This is a genomic window from Enterococcus sp. FDAARGOS_553, from assembly GCF_003812305.1.
Lineage (GTDB): Bacteria > Bacillota > Bacilli > Lactobacillales > Enterococcaceae > Enterococcus_D > Enterococcus_D gallinarum.
Genome location: NZ_CP033740.1, coordinates 1091638 through 1108657 on the forward strand (window position 1 = coordinate 1091638; position 17020 = coordinate 1108657).

The following is a 17020-nucleotide window of genomic DNA, read 5'->3' on the forward strand; positions in this document are numbered from 1 at the left end:
CAAACGTCTGAAAATACAAAAATAGTTTAGAAGGGCTTAAAATCGATTTTAAGCCCTTCTTTTTGTTTTTGCTTATTTTTTATCTAAAACAATCAAAACTTCTCAGAATGAAAATTATACGGATAAATTTGTTTTATTCCTTAAAAAAGAGTATAATAATGGTATACGTTCTTCTATAGAATCGAGGGATAATATGAAAATGCAAATACCTTTAGAAACTGAATATATGACGTTAGGACAAATGTTGAAAGAAGTCAGCGTAATCAGCAGTGGAGGACAAGCAAAATGGTTCCTAGCTGAACATACGGTACTTGTAGACGGAGAGCCAGAGAATAGACGAGGCCGCAAATTATATGCGGGAATGAGGATTGAGATACCTGATGAGGGTACTTTTTTTATGGTAAAGAAGGAAGCCTCAGATGCGTCTGAATAATCTTCAGCTAAATAATTATCGCAACTATGAATCTTTGGAATTATCTTTCGATAAAAATCTTGTCATTTTTTTAGGCGAGAATGCTCAAGGAAAAACCAATGTTTTAGAAAGTATTTATGTTTTAGCGATGACAAAAAGTCATCGAACTACAAGTGAACAAGAGTTGATTCGTTGGGATACAGCTGGGGCTCAAGTTAGCGGAGCTGTGTCTCGAGGGCATTCTACCATACCATTAGAATTATTTTTAACTAAAAAAGGTCGTAAAACGAAAGTCAATCATATTGAGCAAAAAAAACTTAGTAGTTACATAGGGCAATTGAATGTAATTCTTTTTGCCCCCGAAGATCTTTCACTTGTTAAAGGAAGTCCTCAAGTAAGAAGAAAATTTATCGATATGGAAATTGGACAGATTGATCCGATTTATTTGTATGATCTTGTGCAATATCAAAGTGTTTTGAAACAGCGAAATCAGTATTTGAAGCAATTATTTGAAAAAAAGCAAAATGATGAGCTCTATCTCACTGTGTTGACTGAACAATTGATTGAATTTGGCAGCAAGATCATTTTTGCACGACAACGTTTTGTAAAACGATTAGCATTTTGGGCCAATCAACTCCATCAAAAAATAAGTGATGAAAAAGAAGTTTTACAAATAGAATACTTGTCTAGTGTTGGTACTGTAAGTGCATCTCTAGAACAAGTTCAACAACAATTCAAAGATGCACTGGATCAAGTGAAAACACGTGAAAAAATGAGACAGATTTCTCTAGTGGGTCCACACCGAGATGATCTCAACTTTTTAATCAATGATAGGAATGTTCAAACATTCGGATCCCAAGGTCAACAGCGAACCACTGCATTAAGTGTAAAATTGGCAGAGATTGATTTGATGAAAGAAGAAACGGGAGAATATCCGATTCTTTTGTTAGATGATGTCATGAGTGAATTAGACGATTCTCGTCAGTTACACTTACTAGAAACAATTGAAGGAAAAGTACAAACATTTATTACTACAACCACACTTGAACATGTAAAAGATAAAATGTCTGTTGAAGCAGAGATTTTTTACGTAGACAAAGGACACATAAAAGGAGAATAGACTGAATGACAGAAGAAGAAAAAAGTTTAGTTGAACGTGCCAAAGAATATGACGCCAGTCAGATTCAAGTCTTAGAAGGTTTAGAAGCGGTACGCAAGCGTCCAGGAATGTATATCGGATCGACCAGTTCAGAAGGGCTCCATCACCTTGTGTGGGAAATCGTAGATAATTCGATTGATGAAGCACTTGCTGGTTTTGCTACAGCAATTCAAGTAATTATCGAAGAAGATAATAGTATTACTGTTGTCGATGACGGTCGGGGAATTCCTGTAGATATTCAAGCAAAGACTGGCAGACCTGCTGTTGAAACTGTATTTACTATTCTTCATGCAGGTGGAAAATTTGGCGGTGGCGGATATAAAGTTTCAGGGGGTTTGCATGGTGTAGGTTCTTCAGTGGTAAACGCATTATCTACCACATTAGATGTTAAAGTATACAAAGAAGGCAAAGTTTATTATCAAGAATACCATCGGGGAGCTGTTGTCGAAGATCTAAAAGTGATTGACGAAACAGATCGTCATGGGACTACTGTTCACTTTGTACCGGATCCTGAAATATTTACAGAAACTACTGTTTTTAACTTTGATAAGTTGGCTACACGTGTTCGAGAATTAGCTTTTCTGAATCGCGGCTTAAAAATTTCAATTGAAGATAAACGAGAAGAACATCCTGTTCTGAAGGAATATCATTATGACGGCGGAATTAAAAGCTACGTTGAACACTTAAATGCAAGTAAGACAGTTATTTTTCCTGAACCAATCTATCTTGAAGGGGAACAACAGGGCATCACGGTTGAAGTTTCTCTACAATACACAGATAGCTATCATAACAATTTGCTAAGTTTTGCTAATAATATTCATACGTATGAAGGTGGTACCCATGAGTCTGGATTCAAGACAGCTTTGACTCGGGTTATCAATGACTATGCACGTAAGTCTAAGCTAATGAAAGAAAATGATGAGAATCTAACAGGTGAAGATGTTCGAGAAGGTCTTACAGCGGTTATTTCCATCAAACATCCAGATCCTCAGTTTGAAGGACAAACAAAAACAAAATTAGGGAACTCAGAAGTGCGGACTGTAACTGATCGTTTATTTTCAGAGCATTTCACAAAATTTTTGATGGAGAATCCAGCAGTTGGGCGCCAAGTAGTTGAAAAAGGACTGCTAGCCTCTAAAGCACGTCAAGCAGCTAAGCGTGCGCGTGAGATGACTCGACGTAAAGGTGCTCTTGAAATTAGTAATCTGCCAGGTAAGCTAGCAGATTGTTCAAGTAATGATCCTGAGAAATGCGAATTATTTATTGTCGAAGGAGACTCAGCTGGAGGATCAGCTAAACAAGGACGAAGTCGTGAATTCCAAGCGATTCTGCCTATTCGAGGGAAAATTTTAAATGTCGAAAAAGCAAGCATGGATAAAATTTTGGCAAATGAAGAAATCCGTTCACTATTTACAGCGATGGGCACAGGATTTGGAGCAGACTTTGATGTTTCTAAGGCACGTTATCATAAATTAGTAATTATGACTGATGCCGACGTCGATGGCGCACATATCCGAACATTGCTATTAACTTTATTCTATCGCTATATGCGACCAATTGTTGAAGCTGGGTATGTTTATATTGCTCAACCACCACTTTATGGGGTAAAACAAGGAAAAAATATCCATTATATCCAACCAGGCAAAAACGCAGAACAAGATTTGAAGAATACAATCGAGTCATTGCCTGCAACGCCTAAACCAAGTGTTCAACGATACAAAGGTTTAGGTGAGATGGATGACCATCAGCTTTGGGAAACAACAATGGATCCGGAAAACCGGATGATGCTCCGTGTAAGTGTAGACGATGCAATTGAAGCAGATCAAATTTTTGAAATGCTAATGGGCGATCGTGTAGAACCAAGGCGTGCCTTTATTGAAGAGAATGCACATTATGTTAAAAATCTTGATATCTAGCCAATCGTAAAGGAGGAAATAGCTTGAGTGAAGCAAAACAAAATATTCATGATGTCAATCTGACAAGTGAAATGCGTGAGTCCTTTATCGATTATGCGATGAGTGTTATTGTTGCAAGGGCCTTGCCAGATGTTCGAGATGGACTAAAACCAGTTCATCGTAGAATTTTATATGGAATGAATGAATTAGGGGTTACACCAGACAAACCTCATAAAAAATCAGCCCGTATCGTCGGTGATGTAATGGGTAAATATCACCCTCATGGTGATAGTGCGATTTACGAATCAATGGTGCGGATGGCGCAACCGTTTAGTTATCGTTATATGTTAGTGGATGGTCATGGTAACTTTGGTTCAGTCGATGGTGATGGTGCTGCCGCGATGCGGTATACTGAAGCCCGCATGAGCAAATTAGCAATGGAAATGCTAAGAGACATTAATAAAGATACCGTCGATTTTCAAAGTAATTACGACGATACTGAAAGAGAACCTGCAGTATTGCCTGCTCGTTTTCCTAATCTCTTAGTCAATGGTACAACAGGTATTGCGGTAGGTATGGCAACGAACATTCCACCACATAATTTGAATGAAGTAATTGCGGCTATTGAGCTGCTAATGGAAAATCCTGAAGTAACAACGAATGAATTGATGGAAGTTTTGCCCGGACCTGATTTTCCAACGGGCGGCCTAGTTATGGGTAAATCAGGTATTCGACGGGCCTATGAGACAGGTAAAGGGTCCATTACGGTACGAGGAAAAGTTGAAGTTACTGAGATGCCTAATGGTAAAGAAAGAATTCTAGTCACCGAATTGCCGTACATGGTCAATAAAGCAAAATTAATTGAGCGGATTTCAGAACTTCATCGAGACAAACGAATCGAAGGTATTACGGACTTGCGCGATGAATCTTCTCGAGAAGGTATGCGTATTGTGATCGATGTTCGTCGTGACGTTAGTGCTTCAGTTATTTTGAACAACCTTTATAAAATGACGGCTCTTCAATCATCTTTTGGCTTTAATATGCTGGCGATTGAAAAAGGCGTACCAAAAATTTTAAGTTTGAAACGAATTTTAGAAAATTATATCGAGCATCAACAAGAGGTAGTAACGCGTCGTACTCAATTTGACAAAAACAAAGCAGAAGCACGTGCTCACATCTTGGAAGGATTACGGATTGCTCTTGATCATATTGATGAAATCATTGCATTGATTAGAGCATCTAATTCAGATGATGAAGCAAAAAACACAATGATGGAACGTTTCAGTCTATCAGATCGACAAGCGCAAGCGATTCTAGATATGCGTTTGCGTCGTTTAACAGGATTAGAAAGAGACAAGATTGAAAATGAATATCAAAGTTTGTTGGAATTGATTGCTGACTTAAAAGATATTTTAGCTAATCCTCAGCGAGTTTTAGAAATTATCCAAACAGAATTGCAAGAATTAGGTCAACGCTTTGGTGATGAGCGCCGAACAGAATTACTTGTTGGAGAAGTATTGAGTCTTGAAGATGAAGATTTGATTGAAGAAGAAGAAATTGTCATTACGCTGACAAATAATGGGTATATCAAACGAGTAGCAAATTCTGAATTTCGGGCTCAACGTCGTGGAGGTCGTGGTGTTCAAGGCATGGGGATTCACGATGAAGACTTTGTTAAAACGTTGATTTCTTGTTCAACTCATGATACTTTACTTTTCTTTACTAACATGGGGAAAGTTTATAAAGCTAAAGGATACGAAATTCCTGAATACGGACGAGCTGCTAAAGGTATTCCTGTGATCAATCTTTTAGGTATTGATTCAAACGAACGCATCGAAGCGATTATCTCTGCTTCTGGAGGACCTCAAGAAGGACGTTATCTGTTCTTCACGACACGGCTAGGTATAGTAAAACGTACATCAGTTACTGCTTTCTCCAATATTCGGGCCAATGGATTGATTGCTATTGGGTTACGCGAAAATGATGAATTAGTTAATGTAGTAGAAACCAATGGGCAAGATGTGATGATTATTGGTACACACAATGGCTATTCAGTTACATTTAAAGAAGAGCTGGTTCGAGATATGGGACGAACTGCTGCAGGCGTTCGAGGCATCCGTTTAAGAGAAGATGACTATGTTGTCGGCGCTTCTGTGATCAAAGAAGATAGTGAAGTATTAGTTATCACAGAGAATGGCTACGGAAAACGTACAAAAGGTTCAGAATACCCAATAAAAGGGCGTGGTGGTAAAGGAATAAAAACTGCGAATATTACTGCGAAAAATGGACCGTTAGCTGGATTGACTACAGTTTCAGGCAAAGAAGATATCATGCTAATTACAGACAAAGGTGTCATTATCCGATTTAACGCTGAAACAGTATCTCAAACTGGACGTGCAACTTTAGGCGTTCGCTTAATGAAGATGGAAAACGGAGCGAAAGTAGTCACGATGGCCACTGTAGATCCGGAAGTTTCTGAAACAGAAGAAGAAATATCTTCTGAAAGTCAGAATGATGAATAGTAATGTAACTCCAACACGATGTTGTTGGAGTTTTTTTAATAAATGAAAATATTTTGTGCGTACTTATTGATGCAAGCAATTTTACTGTCAAAAGTCAAAAAATTAATCTTGTATTATGGATGAAAAAAATGTATAATTGGTATTTGTGAGTAGTCTAATCAGGCGACTCTCTCTGCTCCTAGAATATACTAGGGGCCTAAGACCACAGGGAGGTGAATAATCAATGGAAAATACGAAGTATGAGATCTTATACATCATTCGTCCAAACATTGATGAAGAAGCAAAATCTGCATTGATCGCACGTTTTGACACGATCTTGACAGATAACGGAGCTGAAGTTATCGAGTCTAAAGATTGGCAAAAACGCCGTCTAGCGTATGAAATGGATGGATTCCGTGAGGGTATCTATCACATCGTTAAAGTTTCTTCTCCATCAAATGCAAGTGCAATCAATGAATTTGACCGTCTTGCTAAAATCAATGACGATATTATCCGTCACATGATTGTCAAAGAAGAAGAATAAAATTGTTTCACATGAAACAAAGCGATGAGGAGATGATGAACTTTGATTAATAATGTTGTATTAGTAGGAAGATTAACCAAAGATCCTGATTTACGATACACTGCTAACGGCACTGGCGTCGCGTCTTTTACATTGGCTGTAAATCGTAATTTTACAAACCAAAGTGGAGAACGTGAAGCTGATTTCATCAATTGTGTGATTTGGAGAAAACCTGCAGAAACACTGGCTAATTATGCTCGTAAGGGTACATTACTTGGTGTGACTGGAAGAATCCAAACACGTTCTTATGACAATCAACAAGGACAACGTGTATATGTAACTGAAGTTGTAGCAGACAATTTTCAATTGTTAGAATCTCGAAATGCTTCTGAACAACGACGCACTACCGAAAGCGGTGGAAATACTTCGTATAATACTAGTGGTTCTTCTGGATTCGGAAACAATAGCACAAATCAAAATCAATCCTCTCAACCATCAGGAATGCCTAACTTTGATCGAGATAATTCTGATCCATTCGGAAACTCGTCAATTGACATTTCAGACGATGATTTACCATTCTAATAAATTGATAGGAGGGAAATAGAATGGCACAACAAAGAAGAGGCGGACGTAAACGTCGCAAAGTAGACTATATTGCTGCAAATCATATCGAACACATCGATTATAAAGATACAGAATTGTTAAAACGTTTCATTTCTGAACGTGGAAAAATTTTGCCACGTCGTGTAACAGGTACAGGGGCTAAAAACCAACGTAAATTAACTGTTGCAATTAAACGCGCACGTATCATGGGATTACTTCCATTTGTAGGCGAAGAATAATTTTTACTATTCAAAAGTTGACAACTGTTTTTGACAGTTGTCAACTTTTTTGTATATACTATTACTAAAAACATTTAGTGTATTTGTTATTTAATTCAATCTTTAAATAACGAAAAAATCTTTGCCGGTATTTGATTTGTGGTTTCCTAAATAAAGTTTCACGTGAAACTTTATTTAGGAAATCGCTTATTCGTATAAGATGTGGTAAAATATAAAAGTGTTTAATATTTCTATAGCAGTTTATTGAGGAGTTAAATTATGTCAGCAATCGGACTTATTTCAATTGATAACTATGATGATCTAATTGACAAAAAAGATGACAAACAAATATCCTACTTGAACTCTTTGATCACGACGCTGATTTCAGATTGGGCCAGTGAAAATCATATCTTTTATAAGCGGATTAATTCTGAACGCTTTCTTTTTGTTGCCAAGATTGAAGATATTGAGAAGATGAAAAAAGGGAATTTTGAATTTTTGACACGTGTTCGTAATATTGCTGAAAAGAATGACTTAGCCTTAACCATTAGTATGGGAATCTCTTACGGAGAAGAATCGCTAGAGACAATAGGCGAAGTAGCTCAAAATAATTTAGATATCGCCTTGGTACGTGGTGGGGATCAAGTGGTACTGAAGAAAGCTGATGAGGAAGCAAAACCACAGTTTTTTGGGGGGAATACAGATGGTACGCCCAAGAGAACTCGTGTTCGCTCTCGGGCTATGAGTACTACATTAAAAAAAATATTTGCTGATAATAAAAAGGTATTTATCATGGGACACAGGTACCCTGATATGGATGCTTTAGGTGCAGCCTTTGGAGTTGCTTATATGGCAATGATGAGTGAACGTGAATGTTACATCATTTTAAATCCTAAAGAAATTACTGCGGATATTGAACGGGTATTAGAAGAATTGAAGAAATATCCTGATTTAGAACGAATTGTTATTTCAGGTGAGGAAGCTGTAACTTTATCCAATGAGGAAAGTGTCTTAGTAATGGTTGATTATCATAAACCGTCTATGTCAATCTCACAAAAAGTTTATGATGTATTTGATAAAATTGCTGTAATTGATCATCACCGTCGCGGAGATGAGTTTCCAGATAAGCCGTTGTTGACTTATATTGAATCAACAGCATCTTCGGCATCAGAGTTAGTCGCTGAGTTGATACAATATCGTTCTACTCGCAAAACACAAATTCCCAAATTTATCACTACTTCTTTATTGGCGGGAATTTATGTCGATACAAAGAATTTCTCTGTTCGAACAACTGGTAGAACTTTTGATATAGCTGGATACCTCAAAAATCATGGTGCGGATACTTCACTTGTTCAATATATGCTTAGTACGGATTTAGACTCCTATTTAATGATTAGTGAACTAGTTTCTAAAAGCAAACATTACAAAGAAGATATCGTTATCGCAGTAGCTGATGATAAACGAGTATATGACAGTGTGACAGTCGCTAAGGCAGCGGATACGCTTTTATCAATCAATGGGATTCATGCTGCTTTTGTGATCACAAGGCAGCCTAGTAAGTTGATCGGTATTAGTGCTCGAAGCACTGGCAAAATCAACGTGCAAGTTTTAATGGAAGCACTTGGTGGAGGAGGCCACTTCACAAATGCAGCTACTCAAATCAAGGATAAAAGCTTGGATGAAGTCAAAAAAATGTTAATTCAAGAACTTAACAAGTTAGAAAGAGAATGAGGAGTGACCACAGATGAAAGTTATTTTCTTGCAAGATGTTAAAGGAAAAGGAAAAAAAGGAGATATTAAGGATGTACCAAATGGGTATGCACAAAACTTCTTAATTAAAAACAACTTAGCTAAACCAGCTAATAATGAAAGCATGGCCGAATTAAAAGGAAAACAAAAAGCACAAGAAAAACATGAAGCGGAATTACTGGCGGAGGCTGAAGAACTAAAAACAGTCCTTGAAAAGGAAGAAACAGTTGTTAGAATTAAAGCGAAAGCAGGAGAAGATGGTCGATTGTTTGGTTCTATTCCATCAAAACAAATTGCTGATGCTTTGAACAAACAATATAGTATAAAATTGGACAAGCGGAAAATTGAGTTAGAACAACCCATTCGGGCATTAGGTTATACAAAGGTGCCCGTCAAATTACATTCTAAAGTAACTGCTACAATTACCGTCCAAACGGTACAAGAATAAAAAGTTTCCCAACAGTAAAATGTTGGGTTTTTTTAAGCGGATATTTTTGTAATCGAGGTTCTCTTGTGCTTTGATTTGATATCCTGTAGAATAAATGAACACTAGATTAGGAGCGAAAGTCATGAATGAAGTATGGCAAAATCAAATTCCGCCTCAAGACATTGAAGCTGAGCAAGCGGTTTTAGGAGCAATCTTTTTAGACGCGGATTCAATTATTGATGCGATGGAAATTATTGAACCACAAGATTTTTATCGGCGCAGCCATCAGATTATCTTTCAAGCGATGATTCAACTCAATGATCGTAATGAATCCATCGACCTAATCACATTGAAAGCAGAAATAGAAAAAAGTAATAGTCTGGAAGATATCGGCGGGCTTACTTATTTAACAGAACTTAGCCAAGCTTCTCCTTCGGCCGCTAGTATTGCTTATTATGCAAAAATCGTGGACGACAAAGCGACTTTACGCAACTTGATTCAAACCGCTAGTCGTATCGTGACAAAGGGGTTTGAACAAGATGAAGATGTTCAATCGATTGTCGATCAAGCAGAGAAAAGCATTTTAGAGGTTTCAGAAAAAAGAAATAGCAACGGATTTCAGTCTATTGCTGATGTGTTAAATCGAACAATTGAAAATATTGATCAGTTAGCGCAAAATAACGAAGAAATTACCGGATTGCCTACTGGCTATGCAGCTTTAGATAAAATGACAGCTGGACTTCAAAAAGAAGAGCTAATTATTTTAGCAGCACGTCCTGCTGTTGGTAAAACAGCTTTTGCACTAAATATAGCACAAAATGTAGGAACAAAAACAGATCGTTCTGTCGCCATCTTCAGCTTAGAGATGGGTGCAGAATCATTAGTCAATCGAATGCTATGTGCGGAAGGATCTATTGAAGCCAGCCATTTACGGACCGGTCAACTGTCAGAAGAAGAGTGGCGCAATTTGATCGTGGCCATGGGAAGTTTGTCGAATGCTAGTATTTATATTGATGATACACCTGGAATCAAAATTTCCGAGATTCGAGCACGTTGTCGTAAATTAGCACAGGAAAAAGGGAATTTGGGTTTGATATTGATTGATTATTTGCAATTGATTGAAGGTACAGGAAGAGAAAACCGTCAACAAGAGGTCTCTGAGATTTCTCGGCAATTGAAGAAATTAGCCAAAGAATTAAAAGTTCCAGTTATTGCGCTTTCTCAATTATCACGAGGGGTGGAACAACGCCAAGATAAACGTCCAGTTTTAAGTGATATTCGTGAATCTGGATCTATTGAGCAAGATGCAGACATTGTTGCATTTCTCTATCGAGACGATTACTATCAACGTGAAGGTGACGAAGAGGATGGCGGTGAAGAGCCGCAAAACAATAATGTCATTGAAGTGATTATTGAAAAGAACAGAAGTGGAGCACGGGGAACAGTTGAATTATTGTTTATCAAGGAATACAATAAGTTTTCCTCTCTATCTCCAAGAGTTGAGTTTGCATAGGATAGGTTGCGACTGGTACTATTGCCGGTCGCTTTTTTTTATTCGTATTTAGCTTTGTATAAAAAAAATAAATAAAATATAGTTCGTTTTTTTCTGCTTTTTTTCATTTTAATGAATTCAATCATTCGATTTTAGATTGAATCCATGATCGAATACTGGTACAATACTTATGGAGTGCAATATATAAAGAAAGAGGTCATTAAATGTCATCTGTAGTAGTAGTAGGTACCCAATGGGGCGATGAAGGAAAAGGGAAGATTACCGACTTTTTGAGTGAAAATGCGGAAGTGATTGCACGTTATCAAGGTGGAGACAATGCAGGACATACTATTAAGTTTGATGGAGTGACATATAAATTACACTTGATTCCATCCGGTATTTTTTATAAAGATAAAATTAGCGTGATCGGAAATGGCGTAGTTGTGAATCCAAAATCTCTTGTTAAGGAACTTGCCTATCTAAAAGAGAATAATATAATAACAGATAATTTGAAAATTTCTGACCGTGCCCATGTTATTTTACCGTATCATATCAAATTAGATCAGTTACAAGAAGATGCTAAAGGTGACAATAAAATCGGAACAACGATCAAAGGGATTGGTCCAGCTTATATGGATAAAGCCGCTCGTGTAGGTATTCGAATTGCTGATCTTCTTGATAAAGAAATTTTTGAAGAAAGATTACGTATCAATCTTGAAGAAAAAAATCGTCAATTTGTTAAAATGTTTGATGATGAGCCGATTGCTTTTGAAGAAATTTTTGAAGAGTATTATGAATATGGTCAACAAATCAAGAAATATGTAACGGATACTTCAGTTATTCTAAACGATGCGCTAGATCAAGGAAAACGCGTACTGTTTGAAGGTGCTCAAGGAGTTATGCTAGATATTGATCAAGGAACATATCCGTTCGTAACATCCTCAAATCCAGTAGCTGGTGGAGTAACTATTGGTAGTGGTGTGGGTCCTTCTAAAATCAATAAAGTAGTTGGTGTTTGTAAAGCATATACTTCAAGAGTTGGTGATGGCCCATTCCCAACAGAACTTTTTGATGAAACAGGCAATCAAATTCGTGAAGTTGGCCGTGAATATGGTACGACAACTGGTCGTCCACGTCGTGTTGGTTGGTTTGACTCTGTTGTCATGCGTCATTCAAAACGTGTTTCTGGTATCACGAATCTGTCTCTAAATTCAATTGATGTTTTGAGCGGCTTGGAAACTGTAAAAATTTGTACTGCTTATGAATTAGATGGAGAATTGATTTATCATTATCCTGCAAGTCTAAAAGAATTGAATCGTTGTAAACCAGTCTATGAAGAGTTACCAGGCTGGTCAGAAGATATTACTGGATGCAAAACATTAGCTGATCTTCCTGAAAATGCACGTAACTATGTACATCGTATCTCTGAATTAGTTGGGGTTCGTATCTCAACATTTTCAGTAGGGCCAGATCGTAATCAAACGAATATATTAGAGAGTGTTTGGGCACAAATCTAATCAGTGGGTAGAATTAATTAGTAGAATTGAATAGTAGAAAGAACAAGGCAGAGTATTTTAGAAGAAAATCGATGATTTTCCCGTCTTCAAGTATGATTTCTTCTGCCTTGTTCTTTTTTTGCTATAATAAGGTTATCAAAGGGGGTGTACCTATGTATCAAATCATTACAGATTCATGTTGTGATCTACCAGCAAAAAGATTAGCTGAATTGGGTGTTCAATATATATCTATGACAATTGAACTTGAAGGAAAAGAATATATCGATGATATGGGTGAACAATTTGATGCCAAGTGGTTTTTAGAAAAATTAAAAGAAAATGCACAACCGACAACTTCTCAAATCAACGTCGGACGTTATGTTGAATTTTTTCGTCCATATGTAGAATCGCACACACCGATACTTTATCTAGGTTTTTCGTCTGGAATGAGCGGTTCTTTTCAAAGCGCTGTTCAAGCTGTTGCTATTCTTAAAGAAGAATACCCTCATGCTGAAATCACACTCATTGATACAAAATCTGCTAGTTTGGGAGAGGGTTTTTTAGTAGCGGAAGCAGCAAAAAGACAAAGTGAAGGTTGGTCTCTTCATGAGGTCAGCCAGTGGGTAGAAGAACATAAATTATCTCTAGATTCTTGGGTGACAGTTGATGATCTTCGACATCTTGAAAGAGGCGGTAGAATATCTAAAACAGCAGCGGCCATTGGCGGCCTATTAAATGTTAAACCAATTATTACTGTAGATACAGATGGAAAGTTGAAAAATGTCGATAAAGTGAGAGGTCGAAATAAATCAATTCAAAAAATTGTTGATAAAACAGTAGCGAATCTGCGTGAATCTCAAATAGAGACGGTTTATCTTGCAAATGCAGGTGATGACGAAGCAGCAGAAAAAGTGTTAAGACTCTTGAAAGAGCAATTTCCAGCATTAATTATTTATCATTATCCTTTAGGACCAACAATTGCCAGCCATACAGGATATGGTTGTTTGGCACTTTTTTCATTCGGAAAAACACGTTTGATCAGTGATTGATTTTCTCTTAAATATAAAAGCCAAATGCAAGAGTTCTTGCATTTGGCTTTTTCATTTGGAGATCAATTATATAATTCTTGAATTCTTTGTTGTACATCTTTGTTGTCTAAGAACTCATCATAGGTAGTCTCTGCACGATCAACAACACCTTTATTTGAAACGGCGATAATTCGATTTGCAAGCGTTTGAATAAATTGATGGTCATGAGAGGCAAAAAGTAAAGAGCCGGTAAAAGCCATAAGGCCATCATTCAATGCAGTAATCGATTCTAAATCTAAGTGATTTGTTGGATCGTCTAAGACAAGAACATTAGCTTTTGATAGCATTAGTTTTGATAACATACAACGAACTTTTTCGCCACCCGATAGAACATTGACTGGTTTTAAGACTTCATCACCTGAAAACAGCATCCGACCTAAGAAACTACGTAAGAATGTATTATCATCCTCTTCTTTACTAGCATACTGACGCAACCAATCAACAATTGGTGTATCCGTATCAAATTCACCAGTAGTATCTTTTGGCAAGTAAGCGTGTTGTGTTGTAACACCCCAGCGTACACTACCAGTATCTGGCACGATCTCGCCCATAATAACTTTGAATAATGTAGTCGTTGTGATGTCGTTGTTGGCAATAAAAGCAACTTTGTCATCTTTATTCAAAGTGAATGAGATATTATCTAAAATCTTTTTACCGTCAATAGTCACACTGACATTATCTACTTGCAACAAGTCATTCCCAATTTCCCGTTCTGGTTTAAATCCTACAAAAGGATAGCGGCGTGAAGAAGGTTGAATATCATCAAGTGTGATTTTATCCAACATTTTCTTTCGAGAAGTGGCTTGCTTTGATTTTGACGCGTTTGCACTAAAGCGGGCAATAAATTCTTGCAGTTCTTTGATTTGTTCTTCTTTTTTCGCATTTGATTGTGATTGCAATTTTGCTGCTAATTGACTTGATTCTAACCAAAAATCATAGTTTCCGACATACAGTTTGATCTTCCCAAAATCTAGATCTGCCATATGGGTACATACTTTATTTAAGAAGTGACGGTCATGGGAAACTACGATAACGGTATTATCAAAGTTGATTAAAAATTCTTCTAACCAGTTAATAGATTGGATATCCAATCCATTAGTCGGCTCATCCAAGAGCAAGACGTCTGGTTTTCCGAAAAGAGCTTGTGCTAACAACACTTTCACACGTTGACCAGCTGTTAATTCTTTCATTTGGACATGGTGTAATTCATCAGGGATATTCAACCCTTGTAAGAGAACTGCGGCTTCAGGTTCAGCTTCCCAACCATCCAGTTCAGCAAACTCTCCTTCTAGTTCAGCAGCACGGATACCATCTTCGTCACTAAAGTCTTCTTTCATGTAGATCGCATCTTTTTCTTTCATTACGTCGTATAATCGTTTGTGACCCATGATAACAGTTTCAATAACTGGGTATTCTTCGAAGTCAAAATGATTTTGTTTCAAAACAGCCATTCGTTCATCGGGTCCTAATGAAACATTTCCTGTAGATGGTTGGATTTCTCCAGATAATATTTTTAAGAAAGTTGATTTACCAGCACCATTTGCACCAATCAAACCATAGCAATTGCCAGGCGTAAACTTAATATTAACATCGTCGAACAGTTTGCGATCTGAAAAATGCAAACTTACATCACTTACTGTAATCAATTCTTTTCCTCACTTTATATATATTGACATTGAGTCTCCTAGCATTATAGCGATGAATGTTGAAAGTTTCAAGTAAACTCAAGGATTTCCCTACAATCAAACAAGGAGCTTAGAATTATTTTGAGTAAAACAAAAGGCTAGAATCAAGCGTTTTCCTATGCTAGAGTAAAGGGAGAAGATAGGAGGAGAGAAATGTTTTGGTTGAATGGTTAATGCAACTGTCCCCGTGGCAGCAGGCTTTGGCTGGTACTTTATTTACATACGCCATGACTGCTCTAGGTGCGGCACTTGTTTATTTTTTTAAGGATATCAATAAAAATGTTCTGAATACGATGTTGGGATTCGCTTCCGGTGTAATGATTGCTGCGAGTTTTTGGTCATTACTAGACCCTGCTATCGCTCGTGCGGAAGAAAATGGGGATATCCCATGGCTTGTGGTTAGTATTGGTTTTGGATTGGGTGGACTATTTTTATATGCTGCAGACAAAACATTACCGCATATGCACTTTGGTCCTAACCATGAAACAGAAGGCTTTCCAAGCCATTTAAAACGAACGATTCTGTTGGTCTTCTCCATCACATTACACAATATTCCTGAAGGCTTGGCAGTTGGTGTGGCTTTTGGAGCAGCCGCCAGCTCGGAAGATCCTCGGGCAGCAGTTTTGGCAGCTATTTCAGTAGCTATAGGTATTGGGATCCAAAATTTTCCCGAAGGAGCTGCTGTATCCATTCCTTTAAGACAGGAAGGATTGAGTCGTAATAAGGCCTTTGTCTATGGACAAGCTTCTGGGATCGTTGAACCGATTGCCGGTGTTATAGGCGCTTTGCTGGTAACAAGTATGACAGCCGTTTTGCCATATGCTTTAGCATTTGCAGCGGGAGCGATGATTTATGTAGTGGTAGAGGAACTAATACCTGAAGCACAACAAACAGCTAGTAGTCGACGGCATTTTGCAGTTTTTGGTGTTATGACAGGCTTCATTCTGATGATGGTTTTGGATGTTGCTTTAGGATAATCAAAAAAGACTTGGAACAGATAATGCTCCAAGTCTTTTTGTTAGTTATAGTATTTTTTTGGTCGTTGTCGAACGTTTGTCAGCCACCGAACAATTAGAACAGCTAACAATAAAGGAATACCAAAACGAAAAATTAAACCAATCAATCCGCCAATTAATCCTAAGACGAGAGATAAGAGCAATGAAGCCAGAACTAAAACTGCTACAACAGTTACGATTTTACCTAACAAACTTTGTGTATTCATAATAAATCCTCCTATACCTTTTTCTTAAATTTATTTTATCAAGAAAGAAGAGGTGGAACATCCATCTTAAGGCGGAATTTTTTCTCCGTCGGTAGTCAAAGAGATGTTAGTGAGGTAAACTGGTAAAAAAAAGCAGGTGAGAACATGAAAGCAATTATCAAAAGTAAACATTTTATTACGGAAGGAGGGTGCAATGCTTGCCAGGCCTTTGAGTTAGAAACGTTTACGATGCACTTAGAGAATGGTAAAGAAGTTTCTGTAGAAAATCTGGACGTAGCATCTTTAGTAATGCCACTTATCCAAAATGAGCATTGGCAGACAGCGCTATTATTAGACGAAGAAGAGGGCTACATTTTTCGAAAAGAGAATCAAGAAGTGAAATTTGTGGATAATGATGCTACACAAGTATTTGTTTCAAAAGAACAAAGAATTGTTTGTCAGAAAAAAGCCTGTGATCAGGAATTGTTTACAGAAGCAAATGCAGTTTTACAGCAACTCTTCGCTATGGAACCAGTTGAATTTGTAATTGAACAAGCATAATCAATCAGAA

16 protein-coding genes are annotated in these 17020 nt (G+C 37.4%); 14 read left to right on the plus strand and 2 right to left on the minus strand.

Translation table 11 applies throughout. From position 1 onward, the window contains the following. Positions 1-193: 193 nt before the first annotated feature. The 12 genes from yaaA to EGX73_RS05740 all read left to right on the plus strand — a co-directional run bounded on the left by yaaA (position 194) and on the right by EGX73_RS05740 (position 13524). Entirely contained in the window at positions 194-433 is a 240-nt protein-coding gene (gene yaaA, locus EGX73_RS05685) for a S4 domain-containing protein YaaA (protein WP_003129246.1), read from the plus strand. After that, on the plus strand, positions 420-1532 hold the full coding sequence (recF, locus tag EGX73_RS05690; protein WP_005473084.1) for a DNA replication/repair protein RecF: 1113 nt from the start codon (positions 420-422) through the stop codon (positions 1530-1532). Before yaaA ends, recF begins: the two co-directional genes overlap by 14 nt. Positions 1533-1537: 5 nt before the next feature. Continuing rightward, positions 1538-3487 carry a DNA topoisomerase (ATP-hydrolyzing) subunit B gene (gyrB, locus tag EGX73_RS05695; protein WP_005473082.1) on the plus strand — a complete coding sequence of 650 codons (1950 nt, stop codon included), beginning with the start codon at positions 1538-1540 and terminating at the stop codon, positions 3485-3487. A 71-nt stretch (positions 3488-3558) separates the two neighbouring features. Beyond that, positions 3559-5988 carry a DNA gyrase subunit A gene (gene gyrA, locus EGX73_RS05700; RefSeq protein ID WP_229073633.1) on the plus strand — a complete coding sequence of 810 codons (2430 nt, stop codon included), beginning with the start codon at positions 3559-3561 and terminating at the stop codon, positions 5986-5988. Positions 5989-6211: 223 nt separating this feature from the next. Continuing rightward, complete coding sequence (gene rpsF, locus EGX73_RS05705; RefSeq protein ID WP_003129251.1) at positions 6212-6511, plus strand: 30S ribosomal protein S6; 300 nt, start codon at positions 6212-6214, stop codon at positions 6509-6511. 42 nt (positions 6512-6553) lie between these two features. Continuing rightward, the gene (gene ssb / locus EGX73_RS05710; protein ID WP_003129252.1) at positions 6554-7072 is read left to right on the plus strand and encodes a single-stranded DNA-binding protein; all 519 of its coding nucleotides are present in this window, start codon (positions 6554-6556) and stop codon (positions 7070-7072) included. A 23-nt stretch (positions 7073-7095) separates the two neighbouring features. Then, the gene (gene rpsR / locus EGX73_RS05715; protein WP_003129253.1) at positions 7096-7332 is read left to right on the plus strand and encodes a 30S ribosomal protein S18; all 237 of its coding nucleotides are present in this window, start codon (positions 7096-7098) and stop codon (positions 7330-7332) included. 258 nt (positions 7333-7590) lie between these two features. Then, positions 7591-9042: a DHH family phosphoesterase gene (locus EGX73_RS05720; RefSeq protein WP_005473080.1), complete on the plus strand. Its 1452-nt coding sequence runs from the start codon at positions 7591-7593 to the stop codon at positions 9040-9042. 13 nt (positions 9043-9055) lie between these two features. Further along, a complete protein-coding gene (gene rplI, locus EGX73_RS05725; protein ID WP_003129255.1) occupies positions 9056-9508 on the plus strand; it encodes a 50S ribosomal protein L9 in 453 nt (150 codons plus the stop codon). A gap of 121 nt (positions 9509-9629) precedes the next feature. Then, positions 9630-11000 (plus strand): replicative DNA helicase, encoded by a 1371-nt coding sequence (gene dnaB, locus EGX73_RS05730; RefSeq protein WP_003129256.1) that lies wholly within the window; start codon positions 9630-9632, stop codon positions 10998-11000. A 203-nt stretch (positions 11001-11203) separates the two neighbouring features. After that, the gene (locus tag EGX73_RS05735) at positions 11204-12496 is read left to right on the plus strand and encodes an adenylosuccinate synthase (RefSeq protein WP_003129258.1); all 1293 of its coding nucleotides are present in this window, start codon (positions 11204-11206) and stop codon (positions 12494-12496) included. Between the two features lie 152 nt (positions 12497-12648). Next, complete coding sequence (locus EGX73_RS05740) at positions 12649-13524, plus strand: DegV family protein (RefSeq protein ID WP_005473073.1); 876 nt, start codon at positions 12649-12651, stop codon at positions 13522-13524. 62 nt (positions 13525-13586) lie between these two features. Here the strand turns inward: EGX73_RS05740 and EGX73_RS05745 are convergent, their stop codons facing one another. After that, a complete protein-coding gene (locus tag EGX73_RS05745) occupies positions 13587-15209 on the minus strand; it encodes an ABC-F family ATP-binding cassette domain-containing protein (protein WP_003129260.1) in 1623 nt (540 codons plus the stop codon). Positions 15210-15406: 197 nt separating this feature from the next. On the opposite strand from EGX73_RS05745, the gene EGX73_RS05750 reads away from it, so the two are divergent. Further along, positions 15407-16225 carry a ZIP family metal transporter gene (locus EGX73_RS05750; protein ID WP_003129261.1) on the plus strand — a complete coding sequence of 273 codons (819 nt, stop codon included), beginning with the start codon at positions 15407-15409 and terminating at the stop codon, positions 16223-16225. A 41-nt stretch (positions 16226-16266) separates the two neighbouring features. Here the strand turns inward: EGX73_RS05750 and EGX73_RS05755 are convergent, their stop codons facing one another. Next, positions 16267-16470 carry a hypothetical protein gene (locus EGX73_RS05755; protein WP_003129262.1) on the minus strand — a complete coding sequence of 68 codons (204 nt, stop codon included), beginning with the start codon at positions 16468-16470 and terminating at the stop codon, positions 16267-16269. A 144-nt stretch (positions 16471-16614) separates the two neighbouring features. On the opposite strand from EGX73_RS05755, the gene EGX73_RS05760 reads away from it, so the two are divergent. After that, entirely contained in the window at positions 16615-17010 is a 396-nt protein-coding gene (locus EGX73_RS05760) for a DUF4809 family protein (protein ID WP_003129263.1), read from the plus strand. Positions 17011-17020: the final 10 nt, after the last annotated feature.

What these genes read in the sequence shown, in the direction of transcription:
- yaaA (WP_003129246.1), top strand. Translation starts at nt 194, where the DNA reads ATGAAAATGCAAATACCTTTAGAAACTGAATATATGACGTTAGGACAA.
- recF (WP_005473084.1), top strand. Translation starts at nt 420, where the DNA reads ATGCGTCTGAATAATCTTCAGCTAAATAATTATCGCAACTATGAATCT.
- gyrB (WP_005473082.1), top strand. Translation starts at nt 1,538, where the DNA reads ATGACAGAAGAAGAAAAAAGTTTAGTTGAACGTGCCAAAGAATATGAC.
- gyrA (WP_229073633.1), top strand. Translation starts at nt 3,559, where the DNA reads ATGCGTGAGTCCTTTATCGATTATGCGATGAGTGTTATTGTTGCAAGG.
- rpsF (WP_003129251.1), top strand. Translation starts at nt 6,212, where the DNA reads ATGGAAAATACGAAGTATGAGATCTTATACATCATTCGTCCAAACATT.
- rpsR (WP_003129253.1), top strand. Translation starts at nt 7,096, where the DNA reads ATGGCACAACAAAGAAGAGGCGGACGTAAACGTCGCAAAGTAGACTAT.
- EGX73_RS05720 (WP_005473080.1), top strand. Translation starts at nt 7,591, where the DNA reads ATGTCAGCAATCGGACTTATTTCAATTGATAACTATGATGATCTAATT.
- rplI (WP_003129255.1), top strand. Translation starts at nt 9,056, where the DNA reads ATGAAAGTTATTTTCTTGCAAGATGTTAAAGGAAAAGGAAAAAAAGGA.
- dnaB (WP_003129256.1), top strand. Translation starts at nt 9,630, where the DNA reads ATGAATGAAGTATGGCAAAATCAAATTCCGCCTCAAGACATTGAAGCT.
- EGX73_RS05735 (WP_003129258.1), top strand. Translation starts at nt 11,204, where the DNA reads ATGTCATCTGTAGTAGTAGTAGGTACCCAATGGGGCGATGAAGGAAAA.
- EGX73_RS05740 (WP_005473073.1), top strand. Translation starts at nt 12,649, where the DNA reads ATGTATCAAATCATTACAGATTCATGTTGTGATCTACCAGCAAAAAGA.
- EGX73_RS05755 (WP_003129262.1), bottom strand. Translation starts at nt 16,470, where the DNA reads ATGAATACACAAAGTTTGTTAGGTAAAATCGTAACTGTTGTAGCAGTT.
- EGX73_RS05760 (WP_003129263.1), top strand. Translation starts at nt 16,615, where the DNA reads ATGAAAGCAATTATCAAAAGTAAACATTTTATTACGGAAGGAGGGTGC.